9 protein-coding genes and 1 riboswitch are annotated in these 15102 nt (G+C 62.6%); of the genes, 3 read left to right on the forward strand and 6 right to left on the reverse strand.

What is annotated here, in order from left to right:
- Nucleotides 1–57: 57 nt before the first annotated feature.
- Nucleotides 58–1425, forward strand: coding sequence for an adenylate/guanylate cyclase domain-containing protein (locus tag DGI_RS05375; RefSeq protein WP_021759755.1), 1368 nt, complete (start codon nucleotides 58–60; stop codon nucleotides 1423–1425).
- Between the two features lie 7 nt (nucleotides 1426–1432).
- Here the strand turns inward: DGI_RS05375 and DGI_RS16975 are convergent, their stop codons facing one another.
- Nucleotides 1433–2677, reverse strand: coding sequence for a VgrG-related protein (locus DGI_RS16975; protein WP_051286561.1), 1245 nt, complete (start codon nucleotides 2675–2677; stop codon nucleotides 1433–1435).
- A gap of 297 nt (nucleotides 2678–2974) precedes the next feature.
- Here DGI_RS16975 and topA point away from each other — a divergent pair, with 297 nt between their 5' ends.
- Together topA and DGI_RS05390 are read left to right on the forward strand one after the other, a co-directional pair.
- Nucleotides 2975–5245 carry a type I DNA topoisomerase gene (gene topA, locus DGI_RS05385; protein ID WP_021759761.1) on the forward strand — a complete coding sequence of 757 codons (2271 nt, stop codon included), beginning with the start codon at nucleotides 2975–2977 and terminating at the stop codon, nucleotides 5243–5245.
- 229 nt (nucleotides 5246–5474) lie between these two features.
- Nucleotides 5475–5578: riboswitch (TPP riboswitch) on the forward strand.
- A gap of 81 nt (nucleotides 5579–5659) precedes the next feature.
- Nucleotides 5660–6478, forward strand: a complete 819-nt coding sequence (locus DGI_RS05390) for a sulfide-dependent adenosine diphosphate thiazole synthase (RefSeq protein ID WP_021759765.1) — start codon at nucleotides 5660–5662, stop codon at nucleotides 6476–6478.
- A 108-nt stretch (nucleotides 6479–6586) separates the two neighbouring features.
- Here the strand turns inward: DGI_RS05390 and DGI_RS05395 are convergent, their stop codons facing one another.
- The 5 genes from DGI_RS05395 to DGI_RS05415 all read right to left on the reverse strand — a co-directional run bounded on the left by DGI_RS05395 (nucleotide 6587) and on the right by DGI_RS05415 (nucleotide 15008).
- Nucleotides 6587–7423, reverse strand: coding sequence for a tetratricopeptide repeat protein (locus DGI_RS05395; protein WP_021759767.1), 837 nt, complete (start codon nucleotides 7421–7423; stop codon nucleotides 6587–6589).
- A 2-nt stretch (nucleotides 7424–7425) separates the two neighbouring features.
- The gene (gyrA, locus tag DGI_RS05400) at nucleotides 7426–9876 is read right to left on the reverse strand and encodes a DNA gyrase subunit A (RefSeq protein ID WP_021759769.1); all 2451 of its coding nucleotides are present in this window, start codon (nucleotides 9874–9876) and stop codon (nucleotides 7426–7428) included.
- A gap of 25 nt (nucleotides 9877–9901) precedes the next feature.
- A complete protein-coding gene (gene gyrB, locus DGI_RS05405; RefSeq protein ID WP_081696862.1) occupies nucleotides 9902–12352 on the reverse strand; it encodes a DNA topoisomerase (ATP-hydrolyzing) subunit B in 2451 nt (816 codons plus the stop codon).
- Entirely contained in the window at nucleotides 12353–13543 is a 1191-nt protein-coding gene (gene dnaN / locus DGI_RS05410) for a DNA polymerase III subunit beta (RefSeq protein WP_021759772.1), read from the reverse strand.
- A 172-nt stretch (nucleotides 13544–13715) separates the two neighbouring features.
- On the reverse strand, nucleotides 13716–15008 hold the full coding sequence (locus tag DGI_RS05415) for a DnaA ATPase domain-containing protein (protein WP_027193157.1): 1293 nt from the start codon (nucleotides 15006–15008) through the stop codon (nucleotides 13716–13718).
- Nucleotides 15009–15102 lie beyond the last annotated feature (94 nt).

Below are 15102 nucleotides of genomic sequence, written 5' to 3' on the forward strand. Positions count from 1 at the left end.
CTGCCGGCGGCACTGCGATATGCTTGCGAAATCGCCACGCAAACCAGGATCTGGCCCGTGTCCATTTCCAATTATGTCGCCTTGCAAAGCTCTGTGGGCTCACTGCTGTCGCTCATGGGCAAGACCATGCGCAGGATTCCCCTCGCCCTGCAAAACTCCATCAATTATTTGTATGATGACCCGGAATACGGCCTCACCGCCGTAGACATCCGCTCCAAGGTGCCCACGGCCATGTTCAACCTCATGGCCGAAAAGCTCCGCGCCGCGCAGCTGCCCCTGCGCCGCTTCGTCATGCTGACGCCGTACCATCCGAATCCGTATGAGGAAGCGCTGTTTCGCCAGCATTACCGGCAGATCGCGCCCATCCTCTCCTGGCAGACGGTGGAGCAGTTCGCCCGCGACATCGGGGTGACAGAGCCGGACGCCAAGGCCATCACCTCCCCGGCGGCGGCGGAAAAACTCAGGACAGCGCATCTGGCCTCGAATCTGGAAGCCGGATTCGACGCCCCTGCCGCCCTGGCCCACCCCCTCCAGGCCATTCCTTCGACCCCGCTGCTTCCCCGACCAGGCTGGTCCCGGGGGACAAGCCCGGACCAGCCGCTGCCCCCGGCCGTGGCCGCCAAAAGCGCCCGCGTGTCCCGCATCCTGCGCGACGAGGAACAAAGCGTCCTGGAGCTGGACGCCTCCCGTCTGGCCATTGTGCGCAAAATGCCGCCGCAGGTGGCTGCAGCCTTCGCCCGTTCCGGCACAAGTCAGGAGGAATTCTTCCACTTTGGCCAAAGTCTGGACAAGGTGGTGGTGGTCTTTACGGACATCAAGAATTTCTCGCGGCTGGTCAAGGTTGCGGACATGGAAATCCTCAACGAGCATCTCTACCAGTATTACAAGCGGGCCAGGGAACTGCTGCGCGAGCGCGGCGGCGTGCTGGACAAGTTCATCGGCGATTCAGTGCTGGCGGTCTTCAACTATCCCCAGCCAGACGACGCAGCCTTTGAAAACGCCGTGCGCTTTGGGGTGGAGATGATCGCCCTGGGCGACACCATCTTCGGCGGGCTGGCCGAACGCATGAACCTTGTGGTGGAGACGGGCACGCGCGTGGGCATAGACGCCGGCCGCATCTGGGTGCTGAACATCGGCGAGGACGAGCTGGAAATCTCCTTCGTGGGAGACACCATCAACCTTGCCTCGCGTCTGGAAAAACAATGCGATGTGGATGGCGTGCTCTTCAGCCAGGTCATGGCCTGGGAGCTCACGCAGCGCAACGAGGCGTTTTATGCCGCCCTGCAGGCCCAGCCGCGCACCCTGGAGCCGGAGGCCGTCAAAGGGCAACAGGCGCCGGTGAAAGGCTGGCAGATCGATTCGCAACGAGCCAGGGCTTTGGCAGCCCAGTGGGCCGCCGCCACGGACGCAGACGCCGGAGCCTGAACAGGGGTCAGGCGTCCTTGTCCGCCAGCATGGCCCCCTGCTTGAGCAGATCGATGGCCATGTCCTTTTCCGTGGTCAGGCGCTCGGCCACGGCCCGGCGCACCCGCCAGGATGACGAACCGAAATTGCGCTTGCGGGTGCGGTAAATCTCCTCGATGAGCTTTTCTTCGGCCACCTTGTCCGGCGTGGCTCCGGTGCGCTGCAAGGCGCTGATGAAAATGCGGGACGCGCCGCCCGGGCCATGCTGCACGGCCGTGGAGTGGAGCACGTCCTGCAGCACCGGGGAACAACTGGAGACATCGACCTTGGTGGCCTCCATGATGGCCTCCCGGGCCGGGTGGTAGTTGGTGCGCAGGATGAAATCGTCCTGCAGGGCCTCGAACCGGGCCGGATTCTCCTTGGCGATGGCCTTCCAGGTGTCCGGCATGGCGCCGCGGCGGCCGCGGGTGTTGGCTTTGCCACTGGCTGTCAAACGATTGGCCCAGTCCGGTTCTTCCTCGCGCAGGTAGGCGATGAACCGGCTCATGGTGCCGGCACGCGAAGAAATCTGGTATTTGCCGTAGGAGGTGCCGCCCACGCGGTCATAGCCGATGGCCGCCACGCCCTCGGGGCCGGATTCAAACTGCGCGGCCAGGCCGCCCAGCTCCAGGGGATCCTCCTCCAGAAAACTGTCTTCCTTCAAGCCGTTGATCCGCTCCTGCAGCAGTTCCTTGTGCTCCCGGGCCAGGGCCTCGTAGCTGGGGGAACTGCGGTAGGACCGCTGCACCGAGCCGCGCACCAGCCCGTCGTTGGAGTGGAGGGCCTTGGCCTCCTCCTTCGGGGCCGCTGCGGCACGCGTGCGGGGCTGTGGCGTATCAGATTTGGGGATGCCGGACACATGGGTGTTGGGCAGGTCTTTGGCTGCGCCCTCGGGCCGATTCACCGGCTTGCGCAGGGCGTGCTTGTTGTCCCCATATTCTTCCTGCAACTGGGCCACCACGGTGAGGGCCTTGCGGTCCAGCCGGGTGGAAGGGGACTTGATGGCGTCTATGGCGTCCCCTTGCGCCGTGGACGTGGTGGTGGCCTGACTGTAGCCGAACAGTTTGTCGGCAAAGGAGAGACCGTGCCGGCTGGCCTGGTTCTCGGCCCAGGATTTCTGGGCCCCGCTGGAGAACACGGCGTCAGTGATCCGACGGCGCAGCCGCGCGTCTTCCGCCGACGTGGCTGAGGTTCCTGTTCTCGTCTGCGACAACGCGGCGAGGTTCTGGATCATGCGGCATCCCTCCAGTCAATATAATCATGCATCATTTCAAAACAAAGTTGTACATCCTGTCCGGATTGGCCCGGGGCGGCCTGCCGGAATCCGAAACGTCGCCCGCAAAAAAACACGGGGACCGCCACCGCTCGTGGCGTCTGCGAAGGAGATAAGCAACGAATGCGCCAAAAGGCATGAGATGGAATCAAACAAGAAGGATGCTCTGCATTTTCTCCAGAGTCCCAGAGCCGGGCCTGCTCCGCCGCGGCGAGGCATCACTTGCCAAGGCAGGGGGCGGTGCGTATCTACCTGCGCATGGCAAAAGACCTCATCATCGTCGAATCGCCGGCCAAGGTGAAGACCATCAAGAAGTTCCTGGGCTCCAACTACGAAGTGGAGGCCAGCGTCGGTCACGTGCGCGACCTGCCCTCGCGCCGCCTGGGAGTGGATGAAGGCAACGACTTTCTCCCGGAATATGAAGTGATTGACGGCAAGGAGAAGGTCGTCAACAAACTCAAGAGCCAGGCCGCCAAGTCTCGTCTGGTGTTCCTCGCCCCGGACCCGGACCGCGAAGGAGAGGCCATCGCCTTTCATGTGGCCGAGCTCATCAAGGCCAAGAATCCCAACATCCAGCGCATCCAGTTCAACGAGATTACCCCCCGGGCAGTCAAGGAAGCGTTGGAGCATCCACGCGAAATAAACACAAAACTCTTTGAATCCCAGCAGGCGCGGCGCATTCTGGACCGTCTGGTGGGCTACAAGATTTCCCCGCTGCTGTGGAGCAAGGTCAAGCGCGGCATTTCCGCCGGCCGGGTGCAGAGCGTGGCCCTGCGGCTGGTGGTGGACCGTGAGAAGGAACGCCGCGCCTTTGTGCCGGAGGAGTATTGGGTCTTCAAGGCCCTGCTGGCTGCCGGTCAAAATGCCGACGCGCCCCAGTTCACCACGGAATTGACCAAGATTGGCGGCAAGAAGGCCAGGATCGGCTCCAAGGACGAAGCCACGGCCCTGGAAAAGAAGGTGAAGGCGGCCTCGTTCACGGTCTCGGACGTCACGGAGAAGGAACGCTCCCGCACGCCGCCGCCGCCGTTCATCACCTCCACCTTGCAGCAGGCCGCCAACCAGCGGCTGGGGTATCCAGCCAAGAAGACCATGAGCACGGCCCAGCGGCTGTACGAAGGCGTGGACCTTGGCGAGCGCGGCGCCCAGGCCCTCATCACCTATATGCGTACCGACAGCGTACGCATCAGCGACGATGCCCGGGACGCAGCCAAGGCCTTCATCACCGAGGCCTTCGGGCCGGAATACTATCCGCCCCAGCCCCGCCACTTCAAGACCAAGGGCGGCGCCCAGGACGCCCACGAGGCCATCCGCCCGGTTGACCTGACCATCCGGCCGGACTCCCTCAAGGGCGACCTGCCCAGCGATCAATATCACCTCTACAAACTCATCTGGGAACGCTTCGTGGCCTCGCAGATGGCTGCGGCGCGCTTCTGGGACACCACCGTGCTGGTGGCCGCGGCAGACACGGAATGGAAGGCCAAGGGCGAGCGACTGCTCTTCCCGGGCTTTCTGATCGTCACCCGCGAGTCGGACGCCACCCAGGAGCTGCCCAAACTGGAATCCGGCCAGGCGCTGGCCTTGGTCAAGCTCCAGGGCGAGCAGAAATTCACGCAGCCGCCGCCGCGTTTCTCCGAAGCCTCCCTGGTGCGCGAGCTGGAAGAAAAGGGCATCGGCCGGCCCTCCACCTATGCCGCCATCATCTCCACCCTTCTGGACCGCGACTACTGCCGCCTGGACAAGAAGCTCTTTGCCCCCACGGACCTGGGCGAAACCGTGAGCGATCTGCTGGCCGAGCATTTCAAGGAACTGATGGATGTGGACTTCACCGCCGGCATGGAAGAACGCCTGGACAAGGTGGCCGACGGCGATGCCAACTGGGTGGACCTGCTCAAGCAGTTTGCCGGCGGCTTTTACGCCACCCTCAAGGATGCCGAAAAGCAGATGCAGAGCGTCAAGGCCGGGCTGGAAACCGGGCTCATCTGCGAGCAGTGCGGCAAGCCCCTGGTGGTGAAATTCGGCAAGGCCGGGCCGTTTCTGGCCTGCACGGGCTATCCTGACTGTTCCAACACAAAAAACTTCACCCGGGACGAAAACGGCAACATCACCGTGGTGCAAGCCGAACCCGTGCAATGGGAAAAAGTGGGCACCTGCCCGGATTGCGGGCATGATCTGGTGATCAAGAAATCCCGCACCGGCAGCCGGTTCATTGCCTGTTCCAACTACCCCAAGTGCAAGCACGCCGAGCCGTTTTCCACGGGCGTGCGTTGCCCGCGCGAGGGCTGCACCGGCGATCTGGTGGAAAAAAGCTCCAAGCGCGGCAAGATATTCTATTCCTGCAGCACCTTCCCCAAGTGCGATTTCGCCCTCTGGGACTGGCCCATCCCCGAGCCCTGCCCGGTGTGCGATTCCCCGGTGCTGGTGCGCAAGACCACCAAGGCCAAGGGCGAGCACATCGCCTGCCCCAACAAGAGCTGCCGCTACATGCGGGAGCTGGGGGAAACCTCCGGCGAACAGGCGGAGGAATAGCGCATTTTAACCTTGAAAAAGGATATTGCGAGAGGGGAAANTCCCCTTCCAAAACTTTAATAACAATCTTGAATCACAATAAAAGTCTTTGGAATGGGGGTTCCCGCAGCTTCCCTTCCCAAAGACTTTCCTTTGTATGTTCAGGTAACTGACAGCTTTTTCGAAAGGGCGGGCAGGGAGCCTCCTGCGTTCCCCTTGCCACTCTCCGCCAAACGCGATACCACCCACAGCAATCCGATTGGGGTGCCCCCCGGCCATGCCGGCGGGCTGAGATCATACCCATAGAACCTGACGCGGCTCGTACCGCCGGAGGAAATTCGGACCCTGCGGGCTGTGGTGCATCGTCTCATCATCCACCCCGCCAGCAGGCAGGAACTCTCCGGGACGCTGCGTCTGCAACCTGGGAGTATCCGCATGGCTTCTTCTTCTGCTGCTTCTGCATCGCTTCCCTTCGACGAAATCGCCACCACCCGCGTCATCGCCCGCGCCTACTTCGACAAGTTCCTTGCCGCCACCGAGTGCGACGTGGCCATTGTCGGCGGCGGGCCGTCTGGCCTGACTGCAGCCTGGAAACTGGCCGAAGCCGGGCTGAATGTGGCGTTGTTTGAACGCAAGCTCTCCCTGGGCGGCGGCGTCTGGGGCGGCGGCATGACCTGGAACATGCTGGTGGTGCAGGAGGAAAGCCGCCACGTGCTGGACGAGGCCGGCGTGCCCCTGACCGAGGCCCAGCCCGGCTGCTTTGTGGCCGATGCCGTGAGCGTGGCGTCCACCCTGGCCTCCAAGGCCTGCCTGGCCGGAGCCAAGATCTTCAACTGCATGAGCGTGGAAGACGTGATGCTGCGCGGCGAGGGTCCCAGAGCCCGGGTGACCGGCCTGGTGATCAATTCCTCGCCCGTGGAAATCGCCGGCTTGCACGTGGACCCTGTGACCATCGGCTGCAAGGCAGTCATCGAAGCCACCGGGCACGACATGGAAGTGCTGCGCACCCTGGTGCGCAAGAATGATGTGCAGCTGGACACCGCCACCGGCGGCGTGGTGGGCGAGAAATCCATGTGGGCCGGCCGGGCCGAGACCGACACTGTGCTCAATACCCGGGAAGTGTTCCCCGGCATGTGGGTGGCCGGCATGGCCGCCAATGCCACCCACGGCTCCTATCGCATGGGCCCCATCTTCGGCGGCATGCTGCTCTCCGGGGAGAAGGTGGCCCGGGAACTCATCGCCCGGCTGCAATAACGCCGGTTATCGTTGAAAAAAGAGCGTTGCAAGAAGGGAAGCCTTTTTCAGGAGGGTTTCCCTCTCGCAACGGCCTTGTCGCAACAGATCAAGCCGCGCCTCCAGGCCTCATTTCTTGGACTGCTCGATCTTCTCCAGCCGGCTCTTGACCACACCAGGATTGGGGTACATCTCCTGAATGGCCTTGAGCAGCGCCACGGCCTTATCCGGATTGTTCTGGTTGCGGTAGATTTCCGCCAGCACATAGCCGGCGGTGGCGTTCAATTCAGGGTCAAAACCCGGCTCCTTGAGCAGGGCGTCCAGCAGGATCTGGGCATCCTCGTAGCGCTGCTGCAGCAGCCGGGTACGGGCCTGTTCGTAGCGGCATTCCAACTGCCGGTCGCGCAGGGCCCCAGCCGGGGGGCCCGGCTGGGTCTGGTTCGTCGTGTCGGCCAGGGCCATGCATCGGTCCAGGGCGTGCATGGCCTGATCGTACTCGCGACGGTCCTGCTCCAGCCGGGCCATGTGGTGGTAGGCGCTGGTGGCGTTCATGGCGTCCAGCTCCTCCAGCTCCAGATAGGCTTTCCAGGCCTCCAGGGCGTTGGCCAGCTCTCCGGCGGTCTCGTAGGCGTTGGCCAGTTGCAGGAGGATCTGCGGCAGACGGGCCGGTTCGTCCGAGAACTCCACGGCCATCTCCTTGAGCAGTTCCGCAGCCTGGGCGCTGTTGCGGTGCACGGTGAGCCAGATGTACACCCGCCGGTTCCAGGCCTCCCAGCTGAACTCGCCGTCCGGCGCCAGACGCAGGTATTGCTCGTACTTCTTTTCCGCCTCGGCATAGTCGCCCTTGATGTACTGCGTGCGAGCTTCCACCAGATGCTGCACGGCCTGGGCGCGTTCCTTCTTTTCCGTACCACAGGCCGCGGCCAGGGTGAGCAGCACGAGCAACGCAAGGGCAAGGCACCGCATGGCTACACCTGACAGGCGTCGGTAAGGGTTTCCCGGACCAGATCGAAGGCGGCCACGCTGTCTTTCTCGTCCATGCGCACGATGCGCACGCCCTGGGTGGCACGGCCCACCAGGCTGATTTCCCGCACCGAGGTCCGGATAGCCTTGTTGGCCGTGGTCAGCAGGATGAGTTCATCGCTTTCGCTCACGGGCATGGCGCCGATGACATCCCCGGTCTTGGAGGTGACTTTCATGTTGATCACGCCCTTGCCACCGCGGGACTGCAGCCGGTAATGCTCGATGAGGGTGCGCTTGCCGTAGCCGTTGCTGGAGATGGAGAGAATCTCCTGCACGCCGTTGCCGGCCTTGAGGATGACGCCGGCCACCACGTCGTCGTTGCTGGCCAGGGTCATGCCTTTGACGCCCGCGCTGGCCCGGCCCATGAGGCGGACTTCGTTAACCGGGAAGCGGATGGCCAGGCCCTTTTGCGTGGTGAGGACGCATTCGTCGGTGTCGCCCACTTCGCGGACCATGATCAGCTCGTCGTCCTCGCGCAGGTTCAGGGCGATGATGCCGGCGCGGCGCACGTTGGAATACAAGGTGGCTTCCGAGCGCTTGACCACGCCCTTGCGGGTGACGAAGAGCAGGGCGCGGGTTTCCACGAACTCGCGCATGGTCAGCGCCGTGGCAATCCACTCCTCGCGCTCCAGGGGCAGCAGGTTGGCGATGTGCATGCCCTTGGCCGTGCGGCTGCCCTCGGGCACCTGATGCACCTTGACGGAATACATGCGGCCCTTGTTGGAAAAGAGCAGCAGTGTCTGGTGGTTGGATGTGGCACAGAAGGTGTGGATGAAGTCGCCGTCGCTGGTTTGCACGGCAGCCACGCCCTTGCCGCCACGACCCTGCACCCGGTAGTTGTCCAGGGTGGTGCGCTTGATGTAGCCCCGCCGGGAGAGAGTGAGGATGACTTCGTCGTCGGGAATCAAATCCTCAATGACGAATTCGCTCAGGTCGTCGGGCAGGATCTCGCTCTTGCGCGGCGTGACGTACAGCTGCCGGACTTCCTCCACCTCGGCCCGGATGACGCCCTTGAGCACCTCGGGGCTTTCCAGAATGCTCTTGAGGTACTGGATGCGCTTGAGCAGTTCTTCGTATTCCTCGATGATCTTTTCCACTTCCAGCCCGGTGAGGCGCTGCAGCTGCATGGAAAGGATGGCCTGGGCCTGGACTTCGGAAAGCACGAAGCGTTCGATAAGCCGGGCCTTGGCATCGGGCGGATTGGCGCTTGTCCTGATGAGTTCGATGATCTCATCGATGTTGTCGATGGCGATGCGCAGGCCTTCGAGGATGTGGGCGCGGTCCTCGGCCTTGCGCAGCTCATAGCGGGTGCGGCGGATGACCACCTCACGCCGGTGAGAGAGGAAGTGCCGCAGCACGTCCTTGAGGTTCAGGAGCTTGGGCCGGTTGTCCACCACGGCCAGCATGTTCACCCCGAAGCTGGATTCCAGGGGGGTGTACTTGAACAGGGCATTGATGATGATCTCGGGCATGGCGCCCTTTTTGAGATCCAGCACCACGCGGATGCCCTTGCGGTTGGACTCGTCGCGCAGGTCGCTCACGCCCTCGATCTTCTTGTCGTTGACCAGGGAGGCGATCTTCTCCACCAGGGAGGTCTTGTTCACGGCAAAGGGCAGTTCGGTAATCACCAGGGATTCGAAGCCCTTCTTGCGCTCCTCCTGGCGAATGACCCCGCGCACGCGCACCGAGCCGCGGCCGGTGCAGTAGGCATCATAGAGGCCCTGGCCGGCGAACACCTGGCCGGCGGTGGGAAAGTCCGGGCCTTTGATGTGCTGCATCAGGTCCACGATGGAGCAGTCCGGGTCGTCCAGCAGGTGAAGCACGCCGTCGCACAGTTCGCCCAGGTTGTGGGGCGGGATGTTGGTGGCCATGCCCACGGCAATGCCGGAGGAGCCGTTGAGCAGCAGGTTCGGCACCTTGGCCGGCAGCACCACGGGCTCTTTTTCGGAGTCGTCGTAGTTGGGCCGGAAGTCCACGGTCTCCTTGTCCAGGTCGGCCAGCATTTCACTGGCCAGCTTGGCCATGCGCACTTCGGTGTAACGCTGGGCGGCGGGGGAATCGCCGTCAATGGAGCCGAAGTTCCCCTGGCCGTCCACGAGCACATCGCGCATGGAGAAGGGCTGGGCCATGCGCACCAGGGCGTCGTAGATGGCGGCGTCGCCATGGGGATGGTACTTACCCATGACATCGCCCACCACGCGGGCAGACTTGAGATGGGGCCGGTTCCAGGTGTTGGAGAGCTCGTGCATGCCGAAGAGGATGCGGCGATGCACAGGCTTGAGGCCGTCGCGCACGTCCGGAATGGCGCGGCCAATGATGACGCTCAAGGAGTATTCAAGATACGACTTCTTGATCTCCTGCTCAATACTGATGGGCTGAATGCCGAATTCGCTCACGGGTAAACCTTGTCAGTGCCTGCGGTTAGATGTCCAGTTCCGTCACCATCAGGGCGTTGCGCTCAATGAACTGGCGGCGCGGCTCCACCTTCTCGCCCATGAGATTGGAGAAGATTTCGTCCGCGGCTTCGGCGTCTTCCACGTTCACTTGCAACAGGGTGCGGTGCTCGGGATTCATGGTGGTGACCCAGAGTTCCTCGGCGTTCATTTCGCCCAGGCCCTTGAAGCGTTTGATGCCCAGGCCCTTGCGCGCCTCCTGGAACACCTCTGCCAGCAGCAGGAACATGTTCTCGATGGGCCGGGCCTGTTCGGGGTCCTGATCGCGCCGGCGCAGGAAGTAGCTGGCGCCGCCGGTTCTGGCGCGCAACTCCCAGTAGGCCTCGTGGGCGGCGCGGTACATGCGGGTGCCGAAGAATTCCATACCAATGCGCGTGGCATGCCCATTCTGATCCATGGCCAGGAGGTAGCGCCGGGTTTCCAGCTCGTCTGCCTCGTCCAGGGCGTCCAGGGCGTAGCCGTGGGTCTCCAGATGCGCGGCGAGGGGATGCAGGGCAATGTCCATTTCCTGGAACGAGGCGGGCTGGATGCGCTCCTGGAAGCTCAGCAGGGCCATGAACAGGGGCAGGTGGATGGCCATGCCCTCGGCTTCGTCGGCCTTGTGCTTGATGAGGCGGATTTGCTGCAAGAGATCGATGGAGGCCGCACCGGCGAACTCCGTGCCGTTTTCCCCGGCAATGACCAGTTCCGTGGCCAGGCGGTCCATGAGGTACGCCTGCATGGCGTCATCGTCCTTGATGTACTTTTCCGACTTGCCCTTTTTGATGAGGTACAGCGGGGGCTGGGCGATGTACAGGTAGCCCTTTTCGATGAGCTCGCCGTACTGGCGGAAGAAGAACGTGAGCAGCAGGGTGCGGATGTGCGCGCCGTCCACGTCGGCGTCGGTCATGATGATGATCTTGTGGTAGCGCAGCTTGGCGAGGTCCATGTCCTCCTCGCCGATCCCCGCGCCCAGGGCCTGGATGAGGGTGCGGATTTCCTTGTTGGCCAGCATGCGGTCAAAGCGCGTGCGCTCCACATTGAGCACCTTGCCGCGCAGGGGCAGGATGGCCTGGAACTTGGGATCGCGCCCGCCCTTGGCCGAGCCGCCGGCGGAGTCCCCTTCCACGATGTACAGCTCGCTTTCCGCGGGATCCTTGGCCTGGCAGTCCCAGAGCTTGCCGGGCAGGGAATTGTCGGAGAGGGCCCCCTTGCGGCGCACCAGATCCCGGGCCTGGCGGGCAGCCTCGCGGGCGCGGGCGGAATCCACAACCTTTTCCACAATCAACTTTGCGTCTTTGGGGTTTTCCTCAAAAAAGACGCTCAATCGGTCATACACCAGGGAGGCCACCAGCCCGGCTACCTCGCTGTTGCCCAACTTGGTTTTGGTCTGGCCCTCGAACTGCGGGTGCGGCACCTTGACGCTGACCACCGCCGTGAGGCCTTCCTTGACGTCGTCCCCGCTGATGGTCTGCTTGAGCTTCTTGGAGATGTCCGAATTCTTGATGTAGACGTTGATGGCCCGTGTGAGCGCCGTCTTGAACCCCACCAGGTGCGTGCCGCCTTCCTTGGTGCGGATGTTGTTGGCAAAGGTGAGCACGTTTTCCTTGTACCCGGCATTGTACTGCAGGGCAAATTCCACGGTAATGTGCTCGGCCTCGCCTTCGCCATACACCAGGGCGTGCACGCCCATGTCGCCGGAATTCAGATCCTTGACGAACTGCTTCACCCCGCCGTCGAACTTGAAGACGGCTTTTTCGCCGCTGCGTTCGTCGATGAGTTCAATCTGCAGGCCCCGGTTCAGGTACGCCAGTTCCTCGAAGCGTTTCTTCAGCGTGTCATAGTTGAATTCCATGACTTCGAAGATTTCTTCGTCGGGCTTGAACTTCACCGTGGTGCCACGGTTGGGCGAGTTGCCTTCGCAGGCAAGCTCCGTCACTGGCCGGCCGCGCTCGTAGCGCTGATGGTGCCGCTTGCCCTCGCGCCGGACCCACACTTCCAGGTATTCCGAAAGGGCGTTCACCACGCTCACGCCCACGCCGTGCAAGCCGCCGGACACCTTGTATGCGTCGTTGTCGAACTTGCCGCCGGCGTGCAGCACGGTCATGACCACTTCCACCGCCGGCCGGCCTTCCTTGGGGTGGATGTCCACGGGAATGCCGCGGCCGTTGTCAGACACGGTGATGGAATTGTCCACATGCACCTTGACGGTGATGTGTGTGCACCAGCCGGCCATGGCTTCGTCCACGGCGTTGTCCACCACTTCCCAGACCAGATGATGCAGGCCCCGCACGTCGGTGGAGCCAATATACATGGCCGGGCGCTTGCGGACGGCCGAAAGGCCCTCCAGCACGGTGATGGAATCTGCCGTGTAGCCTTTCTGGCCCACAGGCTGAGAACCCGGCTGCGCCAGGGGCTCGGTGTTATGCGAATCCGTCATTTAACGAACCTCTTCCTCGCTGTAATACGTCTCTTCCACGATTTTCATGGGCATGATGATCACCGTGTACTCAGGATCGTCCACGCCGGTGACACCACAGGGGCCCTCGGCGCCGGTGAGAACAAACGCCAGTTCCTTGGAGGTAAAGTGGGCCAGGACCTCCAGCAGCCCCTTGGTGGGGAAGGCGATCTTTTTGAGGTCGCCCTGATAGGTCACGTCCAGCTGCTCCGTGGCGGAGCCGATGTCCTGGCCCTGGGCTGTGAGGGTGAGGGTGCCCTTGTCGGCAAAGTGGAAGAACGCGCAGCGATTGGTTTCGGTGTTGAAAATGGAGAGGCGGTCCAGGCTTTCGGCCAGATCCTGACGATTGACCGTCAGGCGGGACGTGTTCTCCCCGGCCAGGCGGGCCAGGAAATTGTAATAGTCCGGGTACTGATAGCTGGCGATGGGCATGCTGAAGGTCTCGGAGCCGTCGCCGGACTGGCAGAACAGGCGGCGGTCTTCAATGGCCAGTTCAAAGGCGTCTGCCGCCAGCCATTTGCGCAGCTCCTGGACGTACTTGCGATGCAGCAGCAGGCCTTCGTCGGGGATCAGGGAATGGATTTCGTCGTTGCGGAAGCGGATCATGGCGAACTGGTGGCCATTGAGCCCGCAAATTTCCACCACCAGCTCGGGATCTTCCGCGGACTGGCCGGGCTTGAGCGGCGCCTTCTTGAGGGACAGGCAGGCGATGGCCTCCATGCTGTCTTCGTCGCTGATGCAAAAGGCCACGCGGTCCAGCAGCTCCTGCAGGAAGTCCCCGGCCCAGGGCACGGAGCCTTCGGCAGGGTAGGGGGTGTAGTTTTGGAACCACTGGGCGTCGTTGGTGGGCAGCTTGTACCGGCGGGAGCCCTGCTCAATGGAGAGGGTCTTGCCTTCGCTGTCCAGAGAGAGCTGCAAGGGGCCGGCCGGGAGCTTGCGGACCAGATCCACAAACGCCTTGCCCTGCACGCCGGCCAGGCCGGGCGCCAGGACCTCGGCAGGATACTTCCCGGTGAATTCCAGGCTGGTGTCCGTGGCGTAGATGGTCACCGCGGCATCGTCTGCCTTGATCCAGATGGTGCGCAGATAGGCAGCGCCGGTTTTGGAAGGGATGATCCCGGCGGCTTTCTGCAGGCCATCGATGATGTCGTCTTTAAAGCATCTTATTTTCATAGAGATCTCCCTTGTTGTAGAAGAGGGGCCTGAAGGTTTGTTCGTGACTCGGTTATCAGGCTGATTTTATTGAAAAAATTACGAACAATAAAAGGCACGCCAAGGGAACATACGCACATTTTGGGCTGCCAACCTGCCGTTTGGGGCGTGGCAGCGCACAAGAGCGCACACGTTACGAACATTTTTTCTTCAACTGGGTGATCATGGCGCGCACATCCTTGTTTTCTTTTTGGAGTTTGGCCACCTTGCGCACGGCGTACATGGCGGTGGAGTGGTCCTTGCCGCCGAACAGCCGGCCCAGGCCAGGGTAGGAGATGCCGGCGAGTTCCCGGCACAGGTACATGGCCACCTGCCTGGCGAACACCACGGGGTGCTGACGGCGGTCGCTCACCAGATCCCGCACGGTGAGCCCGAAGTGCTCGGCCACGCGGGTCTGGATTTCTTCGGCGGAAAGCCGGCCTTCGGGCCGGTTTTCAGTATATTCCAGGATGCGGGTAAAGTCTTCGTCCTGCATGTCCCTGTGGACTAACTCTCTGAAAGCAAACAACTTAAGCATGATGCCCTGGAGGTATCGGAAGTCCTCAAACCGCTGGGCCAGGGTGAGCATCTGTTCCTTGGTGAGGCGGACCTTCTTGGCGTCGCACATGCGCTGGATGTAGCGGGCACGGATGTCCACATCCTGGCGGGCCAGCAGGACCACCAGCCCCCATTCCAGGCGGGACTTGAGGGCAGGCAGCAGGTAGTCGCTGGCGGTGACCTTCTCCGGACAGCTGAAGACCATCTGCCGGCGGCTGTTGTGGAAGGCGTCGAAAATCTGGATGAACTCTTCCTGCAGCGTGAAGTTGTCCCGCACGCGGTGGAAATCGTCCACGAACAGGTAGCGGTACGGCTGCAACACCTGGCGGGGCTGGCCCCCTTCGCGGCGGGCGGTGGCCACCAGGGAGGCCACATCCTCCGTGGCCCCGAAGAAGATCTGCTCCTTGTCGCAGGTCTTGCTCACCTCGTTGGCGATGGCCCGCATGAGGTGGGTTTTGCCGGAACCCGAGTCCCCGCAGATGCAAAACGGGTTGTAGGCAGCGTCCTGGTTCTTGGCCACGGACTTGGCCGATGCCACCGGGAAGTAATTCTTCTTGTTGCTGATGAACGTCTCGAAGGTGAACTCGCGGCCAAACGGAAAATCCATACGCGTGGGCGAGGGGCTGGCTGCGCTGACCTGTGGGCCAGTGGCCGTGGCGTTGCCGATGGTGTACTCCACCGTGTAGCCCGGCTCCAGAAACTGGGAGATGGCCGCCTCGAAAAAATCCTGGACCGTGGTGCGAAACCAGTCTGCAAAAAAGCCGTGGGGAAACGTCACCATCAGGCGTTTTTCGTCTTCCTCGGCGGCGATGCGCAACGGGTCGAACCATTGCCGCAGCTCGTGCTCCGGGCAGCGCTGGGACAGATGCTGACGCAGGGAACTCTTCACAACAGTCCGACCAGTCTGGGTTGTATTGCCGACGCGAACACAGCGGAACGCCGCCCGCAGTGCCTGCCAAAAGCGGCGCGCGCGGGCAGTGGCG

It is taken from the genome of Megalodesulfovibrio gigas DSM 1382 = ATCC 19364 (assembly GCF_000468495.1).
Lineage (GTDB): Bacteria > Desulfobacterota > Desulfovibrionia > Desulfovibrionales > Desulfovibrionaceae > Megalodesulfovibrio > Megalodesulfovibrio gigas.

Excerpts from the sequence above, each read along its gene's own strand:
- DGI_RS16975 (WP_051286561.1), bottom strand. The coding sequence starts at position 2,677 with ATGATCCAGAACCTCGCCGCGTTGTCGCAGACGAGAACAGGAACCTCA.
- topA (WP_021759761.1), top strand. The coding sequence starts at position 2,975 with ATGGCAAAAGACCTCATCATCGTCGAATCGCCGGCCAAGGTGAAGACC.
- DGI_RS05390 (WP_021759765.1), top strand. The coding sequence starts at position 5,660 with ATGGCTTCTTCTTCTGCTGCTTCTGCATCGCTTCCCTTCGACGAAATC.
- DGI_RS05395 (WP_021759767.1), bottom strand. The coding sequence starts at position 7,423 with ATGCGGTGCCTTGCCCTTGCGTTGCTCGTGCTGCTCACCCTGGCCGCG.
- gyrB (WP_081696862.1), bottom strand. The coding sequence starts at position 12,352 with ATGACGGATTCGCATAACACCGAGCCCCTGGCGCAGCCGGGTTCTCAG.
- dnaN (WP_021759772.1), bottom strand. The coding sequence starts at position 13,543 with ATGAAAATAAGATGCTTTAAAGACGACATCATCGATGGCCTGCAGAAA.